Genomic DNA, 17,673 nt, shown 5'->3' on the forward strand with positions numbered 1-17,673 from the left:
AAATCTGGAGGAGCAACATGAAGCGCAACCTCGTTCTGGCAGCGGCCTTTGCCGCCCCCCTTCTTTCCGCATGCGGCGGCGGCGGCGACGGCGACAATCCGCCGCCGCTCGTCGAAGAGCGGCTGTGCCCGGCATCGCTCGATTACAGCACGGTGTTCACCGGCGGCGCGGGCAGCGGCGAACTCGCGAAGGTCCAGCTCGACACGACGAAGATGACCTGGCAGGTCACGTATATCGAATCGGCGGTGCCGCAAAAGACGGGCACGGTGACGCCGACCCGCGCGGGCACGGTCGACAGCGGCACGCTCACGCAGGAAACGCTGCTGCCGACGAACAAGCTGAACCAGTGCGCGTTCCGGCTGAACGGCGCGAGCCTCGATCCGTCGCGGCCGGCCCGCATCTTCGTCGGCTTCGGCGTCGCGGGCGGGACGATTCCCGGCAAGGAGATCCAGTTCGACGGTGTGCTCGGCCAGGCCGCGGTGCCCGACACGAAATTCCCGTACTACCCGTTCATCGGCTTTTCGTCGATCGAGACCGACATCACGAAGGTCGCCGGCACGTACAGCCACATCGGATTCGGCGAAGTGCCGTCGCAGAAGTTCGCGCCAGCATCGATCGATGCGAAGGTGACGATCAACGCGGACGGCACGTGGAGCAAGTGCGACACGACCGGCCAGTTCGCCGGGGGCGCGTGCACGCAGAAGGGCACGAACTTCGTGCCGTCGGCCGACGGCAGCGGCGCGTTCCAGTCGAACAACTACGCGAGCCAGCTGAAGCCGACGCTGTCGGCGACCCCGCAGGGCAAGGGCTTCATGATCGTCGGCAAGCTGCGCAACCAGCTGGTGCCGATCCTCGTGCGCACGGGCGTCGCGAACCCGAACCCGACGCCCGACAGCAACGGCGTGCCCGGCCTGACCGCAGATGACGAATCGAGCATCTCGATCCTCGCGCCGCAAACGGCGATCGCGGCCGGCTCGCAGAACGGCGAGTACATCGGCGTCGACAGCCAGTTCGACTACCGGACCACCGCGCTGATCAACAACCAGGCCACGCTGCTCGATCCGTTCCAGCCGTCGCAGGCGTCGCTCGCGACCGCGCTCGACCTCGACTACACGCAGAAGGTGCCGGGTACGGTCACGACGATCCACACGGGTTCGGGCAGCACGTCGCCGACCGGCAAGTTCATCTTCACGGGTGGCGTGTTCGGTTTCCTCGACAACGCGGGTTCGACGCCGTATTTCACGATCGGCGCGTTCGTCCAGTAAGCGGAGGAAAGCCGTGATGAAGAAGACTCTTCTCTGCGCGGCGGCCGGGGCCGCTGCCCTGGCGCCGCTCGCGGCGCACGCGCAGAGCGCCGGCAGCAACGTCGTCACGCTCGGCTGGTTCCACGTGATGCCGCAGCAAAGCAGCACGCCGATGACGACCAACGTCGCGCCGACGCCGATCAACACCCCGCTGCGGCTGCCGCCCTCGTTCACGTCGCCGGGCACCGGGCTGCACACCAGCGGCGCCGACACGGTCGGCCTGACGGTCAGCCACTTCCTGACCGACCATATCGCGGTCACGTCGGTGGCCGGCGTGCCGCCCGTGTTCAAGGTGTCGGGCCAGGGCACGATCAAGCCGCCCGGCCCTGCCGGCGCGCTCGGTACGCAGAACATCGGGCTCGCGTCGGTGAACCCGATCGTGAAGAGCGTGCGGCAGTGGAGCCCGGCGGTGCTGCTGCAGTACTACTTCGGACAGGCGACCGCGAAGTTCCGGCCGTTCCTCGGCCTCGGCGTGTCGTACAACTGGTTCAGCGACTTGCAGCTCAACACGAACTTCATCAAGCAGACGCAGGACAACCTCGGCGCGATTCTCGCGGCGGGCGCGGGCAAGCCGGGCACGACCTCGGTGGAGGCGAAGGCGTCGTCGTCGTGGCAGCCGGTGTTCAACGCGGGCCTGCAATACAACATGACGGAGCACTTCGGGCTGATTGCATCGGTGACCTACATTCCGCTGAAGACGACGTCGACCGTGACGATCAAGGCAGCCGACGGCACGGTGCTCTCCGAGTCGAAATCGGACCTGAAGGCCGACCCGATCATCAGCTACGTCGGGATGACCTACAAGTTCTGACGCTGCGCATCGGAGACGGAAGACGGCCGGAGGCCGAGTGGATGACCCGCGCCAAAAACGCGGGCAAAAAAAAGCCCGCCTAAGAGGCGGGCTGAATCCATATCAGAGGAGACATGGAGGAGACAGGTGTAACTATAGCGAATCGATTTCCGCATTGCAACATTTCCGTAGAGAAAATACGGATTTTCCCTCGACTACCTGCTCTAAATCGCTAATCGTTATCCGACCCCTTCGACGTCTCCCGCTCCAGCACCTCGCCCAGCGCGTCCCGCAGCAGCGCGACCGGCCGCGTCAAGCGGCCCGGCAGCGCGCCGTGCACGATCCACACGTTGATCCGCGTTTCCAGGCCGGCCGTTTCCACCACCCTCAGCGCATCGCGATGCGCGCTGCGCGCCAGCGCGTTCGGCGGCGCGATGCCGATGCCGGCGCCGCGCGCGACCAGCGACAGCTGCAGTTCCGAGCCGAACGCCTCGACCGCGACGTCGAACGGCAGCCCGGCCGCGCCGAGCGCACGGCTCAGCGCTGAACGCATCCCGCATCCGTCCTGGCTCAGCACCCACGGGAAACCCGACAGCACGTCGAGCGACAGCGGGCCGTCCGGCAACGGAAAGTCGCGCGCAGCCACGAGCACTGTCGGCTGTGTGCCGAGCAGCGTGGCCGTCAGCGTGTCGGGGAGCACCGCGCTCGCCGGCACCATCACCGTCGCGACGTCCAGCGTGCCGCGCTCGATCGCCTGCACGAGCGCCGGCGACCAGCCGGCCGTCACACGCAGCGTCAGCCGTGGAAACGCATCGCGGAGCCGGTCGATCGGCCGCTCAAGCGCCAGCTCGGACAGGAACGGCGGCACGCCGATGCGCAGCTCGCCGGACGGCTCGCTGTCGGGCGCGCCGGCCGCCATCAACTCGTCGACCGCGCAGAGCACGTTGCGGGCGAGCGCGTAGACGTCGCGCCCGGCCGCGGTCGGCTTCAGCGGCTTGCTCTGCCGCTCGAGCAGCGGCATGCCGAGCAGCGTCTCGAGGTTCTGCACGCGGCGTGTGAGGCCCGGCTGCGTCAGATGGAGCTTTGCGGCCGCGGCGACCATCGACCCGCTGTCGACCACCGCGACGAACGCCTGCAGATCACGCGTATTCAAAGAAAACTCGCATAATCAAGTTAGACATATTTCAATTGTCGCATAAAGAGCGGGCTCCTACGATTGGGATTCCTTCGATCGACCTATGGATTTCCCGATGAACTGCCCTGCCGATTCCTGCCCTGCCGCCGTGCGCACCGCGCGCGGGGCGGCGCCCGCGCTGAGCGCGGGCATGACGCTCTTCTTCGCCGCGACCGTCGGCGTGATCGTGATGGACCTGTTCGCCGCGCAGCCGTTGACAGGCCCGATCACCGCCGACCTTCACCTGCCGCCCGGCCTCACGGGCGTTGTCGCGACGCTGCCGCAACTCGGTTACGCAGCCGGCCTCGTGCTGCTGGTGCCGCTCGTCGACTTGCTCGAGAACCGCCGCCTGATCGTCGCGACGCAGATCGCGTGCGCGGCCGCCCTCGCGCTGCCGGCCTTCACGCGCTCCGGCACGGTGTTCCTGCTCGCGACGCTGGCTGCCGGCGCAGCGTCGAGCGTGATTCAGATGCTGGTGCCAATGGCCGCGTCGATGGCGCCCGAAGCGCAGCGCGGCCGCGCGGTCGGCAACGTGATGAGCGGGCTGATGCTCGGCATCCTGCTGTCGCGGCCCCTCGCCAGCCTGATTGCAGGCACCGCCGGCTGGCGCGCGTTCTACGCGCTGGCCGCGCTGGCAAACGCGGCGATCGCGGCGGTGCTCGCGCTACGCCTGCCGCCGCGCGTGCCGGCGGCGACGGCCGGCTATCGCGCGCTGCTCGCATCGATGGGCCGGCTGCTGGCCGACGAGCCGGTATTGCGCCGCCACGCCGTTTCCGCAGCGCTCGCGATGGCCGCGTTCAGCGCGTTCTGGACGGCCATCGGGCTGCGGCTCGCGCAGCCGCCGTTCGGCCTCGACCTGCACGGGATCGCGCTGTTTGCGTTTGCCGGCGCGAGCGGTGCGATCGTCACGCCGCTGGCCGGCCGCGCCGGCGATCGCGGCCACGGCCCGGCTGCGCAGCGCGTCGCACACGTGACGATGCTGGCCGCGCTCACCGTGCTCGGCATCGCCGGTGCGGGCTGGTTCGGTTTCGATGCGCATGCGCATCGCGGCGTCGCGCTGGCATTGCTGGCCGGCGGCGCGGCGCTGCTCGATGCGGGCGTAATCGTCGACCAGACGATCGGCCGCCGCGACATCAACCTGCTGAACCCGGCCGCGCGCGGGCGGCTGAACGGCTTGTTCGTCGGGCTGTTCTTCGTCGGTGGCGCACTCGGCGCGGCGCTCGCCGGCAGCGCGTGGGCGTGGGGCCGGTGGAGCGCCGTGTGCGGCGTGGGTTTCGCATTCGCGGGCGCAGCGGCCGCGTTCGGCTTGTCGGCGGCGCGCCGGACCCGCGCCACCGCATGGCCGCGCGCGTAATCCCGGATGACCGGGCGTGACCGCCGCATGATCGGCGCGCTACCGCGGCGCGGATGTGAAAACGCCCCGTCCTCTGGCGAGGTACGGGGCGTCCGGCAGACCGTAACGGCCGCAGAGGCCAGGATTCAGTGACGGACCAGCGCCATCATCGCGCCGAAGCCGACGAACAGGCCGCCCGTCAGCCGGTTGAAGGCCTTCGCGACACTCTGGCTCTTCAGCGTCGCGCCGATGCGCGTGCCGAACGACGCGTACACGAGATACCAGCTGACCTCGATTGCCGCGAACGTGACGACGAGAATGCCGAATTGCGGCAGCGTCGGCTCGGCCGCATTGATGAACTGCGGCAGCAGCGCGGCAGCGAACAGGATCGCCTTCGGGTTGCTGCCGGCGACCAGGAAACCGTTGCGGAACAGCGCCCAGCGAGATGCGGACGCGTGGTGCGACACCGCATCGACGTCGGCGGCCGGCGCGTCGTCGACGCGGGCGCGCCACGCCTTCACGCCGAGATAGATCAGGTACGCGGCGCCTGCGAAGCGCAGCGTATTGAACATCGCCGGCCACGCTTCGAGCACCGCCCCGAGCCCCGCCGCGGACACCGCGAGCATCAGCACCAGCGCAGTCAGGCAGCCGGCCATCGTCGCGGACGAACGGCGCAGCCCGTGCCGTGCGCCGTGCGTCATCACCAGCAACATGTTCGGCCCCGGAATCGCCGACACGACGAACACCGTCGCCACGAAAAGCCACCATGTATGCAGGTTCATGCGCGCCTCAGCCGAAAGAAAAACGAATTGCCGATTATGCCGCGTGCGCGGCGTTTCTGTCCCGCGCCGGCTCAGCGGCCCGCGCGGCGCAACGCGACTTCGCCGAGCACCGCGAAGTCCTGCTCGCCGCCGCCGTGCGCGAGCGCATCGAGCAGGCTGTCGCGCACGACGCTCGCGACGGGCAGCGGCACCGACGCCGCGTCGCCGGCCTCCAGCGCGAGCCGGACGTCCTTGAGCCCGAGGCGCGCCTTGAAGCGCGCGGGCTCGTAAGCGCGCTCGGCAATCATCCCGCCGTAGCCGGCGTAGACAGGCCCGGGAAACACGCTGTTCGTGATCACGTCGAGGAAGTCGCGCATCGCGACGCCATGCGCGCCGAGCAGCGCCGACGCCTCGCCGAGCGTCTCGATCGCGGACGCGAGCGTGAAGTTCGCGGCGATCTTCGCGACGTTCGCATGCTGCGGCAGCGAGCCGAACCGCCACGTCTTCTGGCCAATCACGTCGAACAGCGGCTGCACGCGGTCGATTGCCTCGGCCGGTCCGCCGGCCATGATCGTCAGCCGCGCGGCGGCCGCGACGTCCGGGCGGCCCATCACCGGCGCGGCGACGTAGTCGAGGCCGCGCGACGCATGCGCATGCGCGAGCGATTCGGCGAGCGCGACCGATACCGTCGCCATGTTCACGTGGATCAGGCCGCGCGGCGCCTGCGCGAGCAGCGCGTCGTCGAATACCGCGCGCGCGGCCGCATCGTCGGCCAGCATCGAGAACACGGCGTCGCCGCGAAACGCGTCGGCCGGCGTCGCGACGATCTGCGCGCCGACCGCCGCGAGCGGCTCGGCACGCTCGCGCGACCGGTTCCAGACCCGCACGGTGTGTCCCGCCTTCAGCAGGTTCGTCGCGATCGCCTGCCCCATTTCGCCCAGCCCGATAAACCCGAGATCCATTTCCCGCTCCTTCGACTCTTGAAGCGGGGAGTTAAACACAGATGGCCGCCGCCTGCAGCCCCGCAGCCGGCCGCGCGCGGTGCGATACTGCGCGGATGGCGACCGCGACCTTCCGCTTCCACGACGAGCTGAACGCGTTTGTCGCGCCCGCGCAGCGCGAATGCGCATTCGTGCACGCGTTCGCGCGCGACGCGACGGTCAAGCACGCGATCGAGGCGCTCGGCGTCCCGCATACGGAAATCGGCCGGCTCCGCGTGAACGGCGCGCCGGCCGCGCTCGATCGGCCGCTTGCCGACGGCGACCACGTCGACGTCCATCCGGAACGCGCGCCACCGCCGGCCGAAGCGCCGCCGCAGCAGCACGAGCAGTGGCGCTTCGTCGCCGACGCGCACCTCGGCGGCCTCGCGCAGCTGTTGCGCCTCGCCGGCTTCGACACCTGCTACGACAACCACTACCGCGACGACGAGCTCGTCGCGCTCGCCGCGCGCGAAGGCCGGATCGTGCTGAGCCGCGACCGCGAGTTGCTCAAGCGCCGCGCGGTCGTGCGCGGCTGTTACGTGCACGCTCGGCAGCCGGACGCGCAGCTGCGCGAGCTGTTCACGCGGCTTGGCCTCGCGCCGTACATGCGCCCGTTCCGGCTGTGCCTGCGCTGCAACGCCCCCCTGCACGCGCTCGATGCAGCCGACGCCGCGCCGCGCGTGCCGCCCGGCGTGCGCGACCGGCATCGGCGCTTCGCCGCATGCGACGTGTGCCGCCGCGTATTCTGGGAAGGGTCGCACTGGAAACGGATGCGTGCGGTAGTCGATGCGATGCGCGCGCCGCCGGGTGCAGACCGCGCGAAGCCGGCGGACACGCCAATCGCGACGGGCCCGGCCGACGCCTGAAAAAACAAAACCCCGCAGGCCGGAGCGTGCGGGGTTTCGCGACGGGGTGGCCGGCGATGCCGGCCCCGGCGAAGCGTGCTTAGTTCTGCGTGCCTGCGTCGTTCGTGCCAGCCGCCGATGCAGCAGCAGCCTTGGCCTGGCCCTTCTTCGAGCCGTGGTGCTTCAGCGCATGCTTCGGCTTGCTGTGATCCTTCTTGGCCGGCGCCGACGCGGCGGCCGACGTGTCGGCTGCCGGCGCGGACGCCTGTGCGAATGCCGAAACCGATGCGAGAGCGAATGCTGCGGCGATGATCGAAGCGAGCGTCTTCTTCATTGTTCTTCCTTTAGCGGAGAAAAAGTCAAACGTACCGGTAAGAGATGCGAGGCATCCGCATCGGAACGTCAGTCGCGCCGGAGTGCCGGTCGCCGCCGGACGGGTCGGTTCGCACCTTTCCGCCTCAGCCAATACTGACGCACTGGCTCCATAACGCGCCGCGCGCGCGCCGAGTTGACACGTTCGCAGCATCCTCGGGTTTCCCCGGGGTACGTCGCCCGGGCCCCGTGCGACGGCCGTGCGCCCGTGTGCCAATCGTCCGACAAACCGCCTCTCGCGCCCGCCGCGGCGACGCTATACTGGCCTCCTTCCGATCCAACCGGATCGCGGCCGGACACGCGACGGCCGCCGACGCGAGGCGCCCAAATTGCCCGATCACAATCTGGACAAACTGAAAATCGACCGGCGTCCCGTCGCGCCCTCGCCACGCCGGCGCCGGTGGGCGCGCTATGCGGCCGCGGCCGCCCTCGTCATCGCCGCGATCGTGGCCGCGCTCGCGCTCACCGGCCGGCCGACAGTCGATACGACGTCCGTCACGTCCGCATACCCGTACCAGAACGACACGCAGCTGAACGCGACCGGCTACGTCGTGCCGCAGCGCAAGGCCGCGGTCGCGTCGAAAGGCCAGGGGCGCGTCGAATGGCTGGGCGTGCTCGAAGGCACGCGCGTGAAGCAGGACGAGATCATCGCGCGGCTCGAAAGCCGCGACGTGCAGGCGTCGCTCGCGCAGGCGCGCGCTCAGGTGCAGGTTTCGCGCGCGAACCTCGGCGTCGCGCAGGCCGAACTGAGGGACGCCGAGATCGCGCTGCGCCGCACCGCCGCACTCGCGCCCAAAGGCGCGGTGCCGGCTGCCCAACTCGACACCGACACCGCGCGCGTGAACAAGGCGCGCGCGACCGTCAACAGCGACCAGGCCGCGATCGTATCCGCCGAAGCGAACGCGCAGGCCGCGCAGGTCGCGGTCGACCAGACGGTGATCCGCGCGCCGTTCGACGGAATCGTGCTCGCGAAGCACGCGAACGTCGGCGACAACATCACGCCGTTCTCGTCCGCGTCGGACAGCAAGGGCGCGGTCGTGACGATCGCCGACATGGACACGCTCGAAGTCGAGGCCGACGTCGCCGAATCGAACATCGCGAAAATCCGCGCGGAGCAGCCGTGCGAGATCCAGCTCGACGCGCTGCCGGACATGCGCTTCGCGGGCCGCGTGTCGCGCATTGTGCCGACGGTCGACCGCTCGAAGGCAACAGTGCTCGTGAAGGTGCGCTTCGTGGACCGCGACGAACGCGTGTTGCCCGACATGAGCGCGAAGATCGCGTTCCTGTCGAAGCCCGCGTCGCCGCAGGACCGGCAGCCGGTGACGGCCGTGCAGGCGAGTGCAGTGGTCGAGCGCGACGGCCGCCCGGTCGTGTTCGTCGTAAAGGACGACACCGTGCGCGCAACCGCCGTCACCGAAGGCGCACGCATCGGCGAGCTCGTCGCGATCCGCGGCGTGAAGCCCGGCGACACGGTCGTGCTCGCCCCCGGCCCGAAGCTGAAGGACGGCGCGAAAGTGACCGTCGCGAAGAAGTAGCGTGGCAAGCGTGAACGACGCACGGCCACCCCTCGTCGAACTCAGCCACGTCGCGAAGTCGTACCGGCGCGGCAACCAGGTCGTGCCGGTGCTGACCGACATCACGCTCGACATCGGCGAAGGCGACTTCGTCGCACTGATGGGCCCGTCCGGTTCCGGCAAGAGCACACTGCTCAATCTGGTGGCCGGCATCGACCGCCCCGACAGCGGCGAGCTGCGCGTAGGCGGTCTCGACATCTCGCAGCTCGACGAAGCGCAGCTGGCCGAATGGCGCGCGGCGAACGTCGGCTTCATTTTCCAGTTCTACAACCTGATGCCGGTGCTGAGCGCGTTCGAGAACGTCGAGCTGCCGCTGCTGCTCACGAATCTGTCGCGCCGCGAGCGGCGCGAACGCGTCGAGCTGGTGCTCGACATGGTAAATCTCGGCGATCGCAAGAGCCACTATCCGTCCGAGCTGTCGGGCGGCCAGCAGCAGCGCGTCGCGATCGCACGCGCGCTGATCACCGATCCGGTGCTGATCGTCGCCGACGAACCGACCGGCGACCTCGACCGCGCGTCCGCCACGGACGTGCTCGCGATGCTGCAGCGGATGAACGCCGAGCTCGGCAAGACGATCATCATGGTGACGCATGACGCGCAGGCGGCCGGCGCCGCGCGCTCGGTCGTGCATCTCGAAAAAGGGGAGCTGATCGATGGGCACGCGGCCTAACCGACGCGAGCGCGCACGATGTACGTGCTGAAGCTGATCGCGCGCAATGCACTGCGGCACCGGCTGCGCACGCTGCTGACGGTGCTCGGGCTGACGATCGCCGTGCTCGCGTTCGGGCTGCTGCATACGGTGGTCGACGCGTGGTACGCCGGCGCGGCCGCCGCGTCGAGCGGCCGGCTCGTCACGCGCAACGCGATCTCGCTCGTGTTTCCGCTGCCGGTGAGCTACGAGAACCGGATCCGCGGTGTCGACGGCGTGACTGCGGTGGTGCGTTCGAACTGGTTCGGCGGCGTGTACCGCGATCCGAAAAACTTCTTCGCGAGCTTCGCGGTGTCGGAGAACTACCTCGACCTGTATCCGGAATTCATCCTCCCTGCGCAGCAGCGGGCCGACTACGACCGCGACCGGCGCGGCTGTCTCGTCGGGCGCCAGCTCGCGACGCAGTTCGGGTTCAAGGTCGGCGACGTGATTCCGCTGAAAGGCACGATCTACCCGGGCACGTGGGATTTCGTCGTGCGCGGCATCCTCGACGGCCGCGACGACTCGACGATCACGCGCCAGCTGGTGTTCCACTGGGACTACCTGAACGAGACGGTGCGCAAGCGCACGCCGAAGCAGGCGGACCAGGTCGGCGTGTTCGTGCTCGGCGTCGCGAACCCGGACGACGGCGCCGCGATCGCGCGCAACGTCGACGCCGTCTTCAAGAATTCACTCGCCGAAACGCTGACCGAGACCGAGCAGGCTTTTCAGCTCGGCTTCGTCGCGATGTCGAACCAGATCATCGCGGCGATCCGCGTCGTGTCGTACGTGGTGATCCTGATCATCATGGCCGTGATGGCCAACGCGATGGCGATGAGCGCGCGCGAGCGCACCGCCGAATACGCGACGCTGAAGGCGCTCGGCTTCGGCCACGGCTTCATCGCGCTGATCGTGTTCGGCGAGTCGGTCGTCATCGCGGTGGCGGGCGGCACGCTCGGGATGCTCGCGACGCCGCCGGCCGCGAGCCTGTTCAAGCAGGCCGCGGGCGGCATCTTTCCGGTATTCAAGGTGTCGACCGCGACGATCGCGCTGCAGGCCGCGTGCTCGGTGGCGGTCGGCATCGCGGCCGCCATCGTGCCCGCGTGGCAGGCCGCACGCGTGCGCGTGGTCGAAGGCCTGCGGGCGATCGGTTAGGCGCATGGCGATTCCGCTCACCTACATCGCGCGCAACCTTTGGACGCGGCGGCTCACGACCGCGCTCACCGCGGGCGGGATGGCGCTCGTGATCTTCGTGTTCGCGACCGTGCAGATGCTCGACGCCGGGCTTACGCAGACGCTCGTATCGACCGGCGAAGCGGACAACGCGGTCGTGATCCGCAAGGGCGCGGAAACGGAAATCCAGAGCGCAATCGATCACCAGCAGGCGAATGCGCTCGAGATGCATCCGTCCGTCGCGCTCGGGCCCGACGGGCGGCCGCTGGTATCGAAGGAAGCGGTCGTGCTGATCTCGCTCGTGAAGACGACGAGCGGCAAGCCGTCGAACGTCGTGATCCGCGGCGTGTCGCCGGCCGGCCTCGCACTGCGTCCGCACGTGAAGCTCGTCGCCGGCCGCCCGTTCGCGCCGGGTTCGTCGGAGATCGTCGTCGGCAGCGCGATCGCGAAAGGCTTCAGCGGCACCCAGCTCGGCGACCGGCTGCATTTCGCGCAACGCGACTGGACGGTCGTCGGCGTGTTCGATGCGGGCGGCAGCGGCTTCGACTCGGAAATCTGGGGCGACGTCGACCAGCTGATGCAGTCGTTCCGGCGCACCAGCTATTCGTCGATGGTGCTGCGCATCCCGAGCGCGGACGGCTTCGCGCGCTTCAAGGCCGACATCGACGTCGACCCGCGCCTGACCGACGAGGCCAAGCGCGAGCAGACGTTCTACGGCGACCAGTCGAAGGCGCTGTCGACCTTCATCAACATCCTCGGCATCACGCTGTCGACGATCTTCTCGATCGCCGCGATGATCGGCGCGATGATCACGATGTATGCGTCGGTCGCGAACCGCACCGCAGAGATCGGCACGCTGCGCGCGCTCGGCTTCAAGCGCATGAACGTGCTCGCCGCGTTCTTGCTCGAAGCGCTGCTGCTCGGCTTCGTCGGCGGCGTGATGGGGCTCGCGTGCGCGTCGCTGATGCAATTCGCATCGTTCTCGACGACGAACTTCCAGACCTTCGCCGACCTGTCGTTCCGCTTCGTGCTGACACCGGCAATCGTCGTGAAGACGCTGCTGTTCTCGCTCGTGATGGGGCTCGTCGGCGGGTTCCTGCCGGCGATGCGCGCCGCGCGGCTAAGCATCGTCGACGCGCTGCGCGCGCAGTGACGCGGGTGGCCGCCGCGCGCATCGCGCATCGATTTTCCTGTCGCCGGATCGACCGCCCGATGCGCGGTCGTCGCGCCCGCGAGCGTCGAGCGATGCGCGCCGCGCAGGTGCGCCGGGCATGTCGCGCTCGGCCGTTGTCGCGGCTGGCGCGAGTGCGCGCCGCCGTTCAGATCGAACGGCGCCATCGCGCGGTATGCGTCGTCAACCGGCGTCGACCGGCGGCGGCAGCTCGCCGCGCGCCAGCGCGAGCGCATGAGCCCGCACATCGTCCGGCCAGCCGGCGATCAGGTCCGCCATCCGCGCGAGGTCGTCCGCATACAGCGCGCGCGCCGCTTCCTCGAAATTCGGCAGGTCGCCCGCGATCGCCGACATGAAATGGTACGCGCGCGCTTGCGCATCGCGATGCCGGTCCGCCGCCGCGCGCATGCGCCGCGCGTCCTCGACCAACTTGCGCAGCGCGACCGATGCGCCGCCCGGCTGCGCGGCGAGCCAGTCCCAGTGACGCGGCAGCAACGTGACCTCACGCGACACGACACCGAGCTTCGGACGGCCGCGCCCGCGCTGTTCTCCTGCGCTCGCCGCGGCGCCGGGCGGCGTGGCCGGCTCGGCCGGCGCGGGTGCATAACGCGCACGGATGTCGTCCGCGGTGCCGCGCAGGTCGAGGTCGATCGCGCGGCCGGTCGAGTCGTCGAAGATCACGACCGAGCCGGACATCGCATCGCCATACGCGTGCCGGATCGCGACAGCCACCGCCGCGGGCGTGCCCGAGGCAACGCGCCGATGGCCGTCGAATGCCGTGCAGGAAGGTAGCGAGGTGGAAATCGTCATCGGAGCCGCCATCGTGAGTAGTGGGAATGGCGCTATTTTTATCCGGGTGTAAATTGGTTGTCAATATCACCCGGGTAAAATATTGCCGATTTCGGGTGGCGCGTCGCTGACGCGCGCACGTGAGCCCGTCGTTGGCCGTGCGGTCGCTGGTCACTCATCGATTCAAATCCTGAATCGATCAAGTCAGCAATTGGCATGAAAGTGCAAATGTCGCCATGACAGAATGACCCGGACGTCCTGCCACAGCGCAGCGGCGTTCGGCCTCCGGCCGGCCACCTCACTACAGAGAACGCGCATCGACGCGCAGCCGCACGACGGCACCTTCCGCTCTCGGAGGAGACAGTCATGAATCCGCTTCACGCATTGCCGGCGTCCGCGTCGGCAACGGCTCGGCGCACGCGCGTGCGCTGGCTCGTGCTGACCGTGCTGTTCGCGGTCACGACGATCAACTACGCGGATCGCGCGGCGATCGCGATTGCCGGCCCCGCGCTTGCACGCGCGATGCACCTGACGCACGTGCAGATGGGCTTCATCTTTTCGGCGTTCGGCTGGTCGTACGTGGTCGCGCAACTTCCGGGCGGCTGGCTGCTCGACCGCTTCGGGTCGCGCGTGGTCTACGCGTTCAGCATCTTCTTCTGGTCGCTGTTCACGCTGCTGCAAGGCAGCATCGGCTTCTTCAGCGGCGCGGCCGCGTTCGCCATGCTGTTCGGGCTGCGCTTCCTGGTCGGCGCGGCCGAGGCGCCGTCGTTCCCGGCCAACAGCCGGATCGTGTCGACCTGGTTCCCGGCAGCGGAGCGCGGCACCGCGTCGGCAATCTTCAACGCCGCGCAGTACGCGGCGACCGTCGTGTTCGCGCCGCTGATGGGCTGGCTCGTGCACGCGTTCGGCTGGCAGTCGGTGTTCGCGGTGATGGGCGTACTCGGCTTCGCGTTCGTGCTCGTGTGGAACCGCACGATGTACGACCCGAAGGTGCATCCGCGGATCAACCGCGCCGAACTCGACTATCTCGACGAAGGCGGCGCGCTCGTCAACATCGACCAGGCGACCGGCGCGCGCGACGGCGGCCCGTCGATGCGTCACGTGAAGGCGCTCCTGAGAAACCGCATGCTGGTCGGCGTGTACGTCGCGCAGTACTGCATCAACGCACTCACGTACTTCTTCATCACATGGTTTCCGGTCTATCTCGTGCAGGCGCGCGGGATGTCGATCCTCAACGCCGGGCTCGTCGCGTCGATCCCGGCGGTGTGCGGCTTCCTCGGCGGGATTCTCGGCGGCATCGTGTCCGACGCGCTGCTCAAGCAGGGGCGGTCGCTGTCGATCGCACGCAAGGTGCCGATCGTGATCGGCATGCTGCTGTCGATGTCGATGATCGTGTGCAACTACACCGACTCGCACGTGGTCGTCGTCGTGTTCATGGCGCTGTCGTTCTTCGGCAAGGGCCTCGGCGCGCTCGGCTGGGCCGTCAACGCCGACACCGCGCCGCGCCAGATCGCCGGGCTGAGCGGTGCGTTGCTCAATACATGCGGCAACCTTTCCAGCATCACGACGCCGATCGCGATCGGCTATATCGTCGACCGCAGCGGCTCGTTCAACGGCGCGCTGGTGTACGTCGTCGCGCACGCGCTCGTCGCCGTGGTCTGCTACCTGTTCGTCGTCGGCGAGATTCGCCGCGTCGAGCTGAACTGAACGGCGCGGGCCGCGCCGGCGCGTCCGGCGGCCTGCGCATCAACGGAACCAGGAGCGAAACCGATGTCCGAATCACGCCGCGCCGACACGCCGCGCGTCACGCGCATGCAGGTGATCCCCGTCGCCGGCCGCGACAGCATGCTGCTGAACCTGTGCGGCGCGCATGCGCCGTATTTCACGCGCAACCTGGTGATCCTCGACGACAGCAGCGGCCGCACGGGCGTGGGCGAAGTGCCCGGCGGCGAAGGTATCCGCCAGGCGCTCGAGCGGATGACGGACCTCGTCGTCGGCCAGTCGATCGGGCGTTACCAGGCGACGCTGAACGCGGTGCGGGCGGCGCTGTCCGGCGCGGGTGCGGGGGCCGGACGCACGATCCGCCACGAAGTGACGTCGGCCGGCGAGGCGGCCGTGCTGCGCCAGCCGCACGAGATCAACCTGCGGCTCGACAACGTGATCACCGCGATCGAGGCCGCGCTGCTCGATCTGCTCGGCCAGCATCTCGACGTGCCGGTCGCGGCGCTGCTCGGCGAAGGCCAGCAGCGCGACGCGGTGCCGATGCTCGCGTACCTGTTCTACATCGGCGAGCGGCGCCGCACCGACCTGCCGTATCGCGACGAGACGCAGGCGGCCGACCCGTGGTTCCGGCTGCGCAACGAGGCGGCGCTCACGCCGGCCGCGATCGCGCGGCAGGCGGAAGCCGCGGTCGAACGCTACGGCTTCGCCGATTTCAAGCTGAAGGGCGGCGTGATGGCCGGCGCCGACGAAATGGAAGCGATCGCGGCGATCAAGGCGCGTTTTCCGGACGCCCGCGCGACGCTCGATCCGAATGGCGCATGGTCGCTCGACGAAGCGATCGCCCTGTGCCGCGGGCAAGGCCATCTGCTCGCGTATGCGGAGGACCCGTGCGGGCCGGAAGCCGGTTACTCGGGCCGCGAGGTGATGGCCGAATTCCGGCGCGCGACCGGCATTCCGACCGCGACCAACATGATCGCGACCGACTGGCGGCAGATGGATCACGCAGTGCGGCTGCAGGCAGTCGACATTCCGCTCGCCGATCCGCACTTCTGGACGATGCGGGGGTCGGTACGGCTCGCGCAGCTGTGCCGCGACTGGGGCCTTACGTGGGGCTCGCACTCGAACAATCACTTCGACGTGTCGCTGGCGATGTTCACGCACGCGGCGGCGGCCGCGCCCGGCACGATCACCGCGATCGATACGCACTGGATCTGGCAGGAAGGCGACGCGCGGCTCACGCGCGAGCCGCTCGAGATCGTCGGCGGCCAGGTTGCGGTGCCGGCGCGGCCGGGGCTCGGGATCGAGCTCGACATGGCGCAGGTCGAAGCCGCGCATGCGCTGTATCGGGAGGTGGGAGGCACGGCGCGCGACGACGCGATCGCGATGCGGTATCTGGTGCCGGGGTGGACGTACGATCCGAAGCGGCCGAGTTTCGGGCGGGGGTGAGGCGCGGTTTTCGCGCGGAAAGCAAAGGGCCCGGTGTGGCGTGAGACAGGGAGGAATTTCTTGCGCCCAACGGGAATCATTTTTTGCGCTTCAGCTACGGCAACTCAAGGGGTTCCCGTAGTCGAGTGCGGGCGCGCGGAACGCATTTTTTGCACTTTGTCCGGGCTGCCCCGATTTCTCTGCACTTCGTTCTTCCATAGCCACGGGTAGCCAGTACCAACTCCACTATTTCCACGATTGTGGTTACTGATCGCTATAGCTCCTTTGCGATATCGAACCCTGTGCCCTTGGTCTGGCGTCCTTCGTTCGTTGAATGATCTCCGCAGTCTTAGGAAGTGCCAACTCGAAGCCGTCGATGCTGTCAAGTAGCGCGTCGCCCGGCTGCGCGTCGATCATTGCACACAACATCTCTACCGCATACTCAACGCTCAAATGATTGCGAATGAGTAGATTTGCCATGAGCGAACGGTTCTCGCGCGCTTTCAAGACCACAACGAGCTTCTCGACCAAGCTTTGCCGAAACGCCTTACCGGCCGACGAATACGAATTCCACGAGTTGGCTCCAACGGCCGGATAGATCAGATACTTATTGGCCCGAGGCTCATTGGCCACAAGAATCAGTTCGACCAGTTCAGAAACGGCCGCTGGAACGACCTCCATCTTGAATGCCGCATACAAGAGGTATTCCGCGGTCTCTGCGACGTGCGCAACATCCGCACCGAATGATCGCAACCAATCGGTCAACCCGACGGCAACTAGCGCGACGTGGCTATTCCACTTTGCCTCTGGGATCGTGGAAGCGACGCCGTTCAATGCTTCGGGGGCCACCTCCTTGCGAACGACGCGGTCGATAAGTCGTCGTACCAAGAGGTTAAAGCGTTCACCGTTGTAAACGTTGAACAGAGCTGAATCTGTCACACCAAGTGACGGGAATTCGACAAGCTGGATGGCTGATTGCTCGTCGCCGCTTCCAGACAGAATTTGCAGGCATTGTCGACGGATCTCTACATCTTGCGAAACCTGCAAGATCTCGCGCACGAAATCCGCATGCCGATTGTCGATCGCCGACGGCTTTGGAATGGCCTCAAGCAAACCGTAGAGCAATTTGCTCGACACGCCATCAATACCTTTGTCCCGCAACCACGACAGTGCCTCGCGCGGATGCTGGTTCACGACGTGATAGCGAATCGAGCTTGCGCTTTGTTGCCGCGTTTGCACAAGAAGGTCCATTGCGGCGGCAAATTTCCTGCCGCTCGACATGAAAAACAGGCCTTTGGCCAGATCGGCCATATTGGCTTCGGTTCCATGTGGAAGGGGTTCCGTCGAATCAAAGTGATCCAGCAGAAAAGCGAAGCCATCGGACGCTGCTTCCGCCAACGCGTCCAAGATGGCGTCTCGCCAAGGTGTTATGGTGAAATTTGGTGCCCATTCTGGCGTAAGCCAATGCTTTGAGCGCCAGTCGTATGAGTCTTCGCCCCCGACGAGCAGCCACAGTAGCCGCACGCGTTGCATCGGTGTCCAGCGCGAATCGCTCGCGATGGCGAGGCATGA

At 67.9% G+C, this 17,673-nt stretch carries 16 protein-coding genes; 10 read left to right on the forward strand and 6 right to left on the reverse strand.

Translation table 11 applies throughout. The annotated features are described in order from the left end of the window. Nucleotides 1–17 precede the first annotated feature (17 nt). A complete protein-coding gene (locus WK25_RS01180; protein ID WP_059547992.1) occupies nucleotides 18–1,265 on the forward strand; it encodes a DUF2957 domain-containing protein in 1,248 nt (415 codons plus the stop codon). A 16-nt stretch (nucleotides 1,266–1,281) separates the two neighbouring features. Beyond that, nucleotides 1,282–2,115: an OmpW/AlkL family protein gene (locus tag WK25_RS01185; RefSeq protein WP_040142985.1), complete on the forward strand. Its 834-nt coding sequence runs from the start codon at nucleotides 1,282–1,284 to the stop codon at nucleotides 2,113–2,115. 211 nt (nucleotides 2,116–2,326) lie between these two features. On the opposite strand, the gene WK25_RS01190 is transcribed toward WK25_RS01185, so the two are convergent. Then, nucleotides 2,327–3,247, reverse strand: coding sequence for a LysR family transcriptional regulator (locus tag WK25_RS01190; RefSeq protein WP_069240828.1), 921 nt, complete (start codon nucleotides 3,245–3,247; stop codon nucleotides 2,327–2,329). Nucleotides 3,248–3,344: 97 nt separating this feature from the next. On the opposite strand from WK25_RS01190, the gene WK25_RS01195 reads away from it, so the two are divergent. Further along, nucleotides 3,345–4,622, forward strand: a complete 1,278-nt coding sequence (locus WK25_RS01195; protein ID WP_059548174.1) for an MFS transporter — start codon at nucleotides 3,345–3,347, stop codon at nucleotides 4,620–4,622. A 125-nt stretch (nucleotides 4,623–4,747) separates the two neighbouring features. Here WK25_RS01195 and WK25_RS01200 read toward each other — a convergent pair whose 3' ends face one another. Further along, complete coding sequence (locus WK25_RS01200; RefSeq protein ID WP_040142981.1) at nucleotides 4,748–5,383, reverse strand: LysE family translocator; 636 nt, start codon at nucleotides 5,381–5,383, stop codon at nucleotides 4,748–4,750. 71 nt (nucleotides 5,384–5,454) lie between these two features. Next, nucleotides 5,455–6,324: an NAD(P)-dependent oxidoreductase gene (locus tag WK25_RS01205; protein WP_069240829.1), complete on the reverse strand. Its 870-nt coding sequence runs from the start codon at nucleotides 6,322–6,324 to the stop codon at nucleotides 5,455–5,457. 95 nt (nucleotides 6,325–6,419) lie between these two features. Between WK25_RS01205 and WK25_RS01210 the strand changes: the two genes are divergently transcribed. Continuing rightward, complete coding sequence (locus WK25_RS01210) at nucleotides 6,420–7,208, forward strand: Mut7-C RNAse domain-containing protein (RefSeq protein WP_069241903.1); 789 nt, start codon at nucleotides 6,420–6,422, stop codon at nucleotides 7,206–7,208. Nucleotides 7,209–7,287: 79 nt separating this feature from the next. Here the strand turns inward: WK25_RS01210 and WK25_RS01215 are convergent, their stop codons facing one another. Beyond that, nucleotides 7,288–7,521, reverse strand: a complete 234-nt coding sequence (locus tag WK25_RS01215) for a hypothetical protein (protein ID WP_040142978.1) — start codon at nucleotides 7,519–7,521, stop codon at nucleotides 7,288–7,290. Nucleotides 7,522–7,888: 367 nt separating this feature from the next. Here WK25_RS01215 and WK25_RS01220 point away from each other — a divergent pair, with 367 nt between their 5' ends. The 4 genes from WK25_RS01220 to WK25_RS01235 are packed head-to-tail and all read left to right on the forward strand — an operon-like array spanning nucleotide 7,889 to nucleotide 12,147. Then, nucleotides 7,889–9,094: an efflux RND transporter periplasmic adaptor subunit gene (locus tag WK25_RS01220; protein ID WP_069240830.1), complete on the forward strand. Its 1,206-nt coding sequence runs from the start codon at nucleotides 7,889–7,891 to the stop codon at nucleotides 9,092–9,094. Nucleotides 9,095–9,104: 10 nt separating this feature from the next. Further along, complete coding sequence (locus tag WK25_RS01225; protein WP_069241904.1) at nucleotides 9,105–9,803, forward strand: ABC transporter ATP-binding protein; 699 nt, start codon at nucleotides 9,105–9,107, stop codon at nucleotides 9,801–9,803. Nucleotides 9,804–9,821: 18 nt separating this feature from the next. Beyond that, a complete protein-coding gene (locus tag WK25_RS01230) occupies nucleotides 9,822–10,976 on the forward strand; it encodes an ABC transporter permease (RefSeq protein WP_040142974.1) in 1,155 nt (384 codons plus the stop codon). A gap of 4 nt (nucleotides 10,977–10,980) precedes the next feature. Continuing rightward, nucleotides 10,981–12,147: an ABC transporter permease gene (locus WK25_RS01235; protein ID WP_040142972.1), complete on the forward strand. Its 1,167-nt coding sequence runs from the start codon at nucleotides 10,981–10,983 to the stop codon at nucleotides 12,145–12,147. 201 nt (nucleotides 12,148–12,348) lie between these two features. Here WK25_RS01235 and WK25_RS01240 read toward each other — a convergent pair whose 3' ends face one another. Next, on the reverse strand, nucleotides 12,349–12,975 hold the full coding sequence (locus WK25_RS01240) for a DUF2239 family protein (RefSeq protein ID WP_040142970.1): 627 nt from the start codon (nucleotides 12,973–12,975) through the stop codon (nucleotides 12,349–12,351). A gap of 345 nt (nucleotides 12,976–13,320) precedes the next feature. On the opposite strand from WK25_RS01240, the gene WK25_RS01245 reads away from it, so the two are divergent. Together WK25_RS01245 and WK25_RS01250 are read left to right on the forward strand one after the other, a co-directional pair. Further along, complete coding sequence (locus WK25_RS01245; protein ID WP_040142968.1) at nucleotides 13,321–14,661, forward strand: MFS transporter; 1,341 nt, start codon at nucleotides 13,321–13,323, stop codon at nucleotides 14,659–14,661. A 63-nt stretch (nucleotides 14,662–14,724) separates the two neighbouring features. Continuing rightward, complete coding sequence (locus WK25_RS01250) at nucleotides 14,725–16,122, forward strand: enolase C-terminal domain-like protein (protein ID WP_069240831.1); 1,398 nt, start codon at nucleotides 14,725–14,727, stop codon at nucleotides 16,120–16,122. Between the two features lie 243 nt (nucleotides 16,123–16,365). Here WK25_RS01250 and WK25_RS01255 read toward each other — a convergent pair whose 3' ends face one another. Further along, the gene (locus WK25_RS01255) at nucleotides 16,366–17,508 is read right to left on the reverse strand and encodes a hypothetical protein (protein WP_156788992.1); all 1,143 of its coding nucleotides are present in this window, start codon (nucleotides 17,506–17,508) and stop codon (nucleotides 16,366–16,368) included. Between the last annotated feature and the right edge of the window lie 165 nt (nucleotides 17,509–17,673).

Source organism: Burkholderia latens (assembly GCF_001718795.1).
In the GTDB taxonomy this organism is placed as follows: domain Bacteria; phylum Pseudomonadota; class Gammaproteobacteria; order Burkholderiales; family Burkholderiaceae; genus Burkholderia; species Burkholderia latens_A.

Bases quoted from the DNA above. Each gene is read 5' to 3' on its own strand.
- WK25_RS01180 (WP_059547992.1), top strand. From the start codon at position 18: ATGAAGCGCAACCTCGTTCTGGCAGCGGCCTTTGCCGCCCCCCTTCTT.
- WK25_RS01185 (WP_040142985.1), top strand. From the start codon at position 1,282: ATGAAGAAGACTCTTCTCTGCGCGGCGGCCGGGGCCGCTGCCCTGGCG.
- WK25_RS01195 (WP_059548174.1), top strand. From the start codon at position 3,345: ATGAACTGCCCTGCCGATTCCTGCCCTGCCGCCGTGCGCACCGCGCGC.
- WK25_RS01200 (WP_040142981.1), bottom strand. From the start codon at position 5,383: ATGAACCTGCATACATGGTGGCTTTTCGTGGCGACGGTGTTCGTCGTG.
- WK25_RS01205 (WP_069240829.1), bottom strand. From the start codon at position 6,324: ATGGATCTCGGGTTTATCGGGCTGGGCGAAATGGGGCAGGCGATCGCG.
- WK25_RS01210 (WP_069241903.1), top strand. From the start codon at position 6,420: ATGGCGACCGCGACCTTCCGCTTCCACGACGAGCTGAACGCGTTTGTC.
- WK25_RS01215 (WP_040142978.1), bottom strand. From the start codon at position 7,521: ATGAAGAAGACGCTCGCTTCGATCATCGCCGCAGCATTCGCTCTCGCA.
- WK25_RS01230 (WP_040142974.1), top strand. From the start codon at position 9,822: ATGTACGTGCTGAAGCTGATCGCGCGCAATGCACTGCGGCACCGGCTG.
- WK25_RS01235 (WP_040142972.1), top strand. From the start codon at position 10,981: ATGGCGATTCCGCTCACCTACATCGCGCGCAACCTTTGGACGCGGCGG.
- WK25_RS01240 (WP_040142970.1), bottom strand. From the start codon at position 12,975: ATGACGATTTCCACCTCGCTACCTTCCTGCACGGCATTCGACGGCCAT.
- WK25_RS01245 (WP_040142968.1), top strand. From the start codon at position 13,321: ATGAATCCGCTTCACGCATTGCCGGCGTCCGCGTCGGCAACGGCTCGG.
- WK25_RS01250 (WP_069240831.1), top strand. From the start codon at position 14,725: ATGTCCGAATCACGCCGCGCCGACACGCCGCGCGTCACGCGCATGCAG.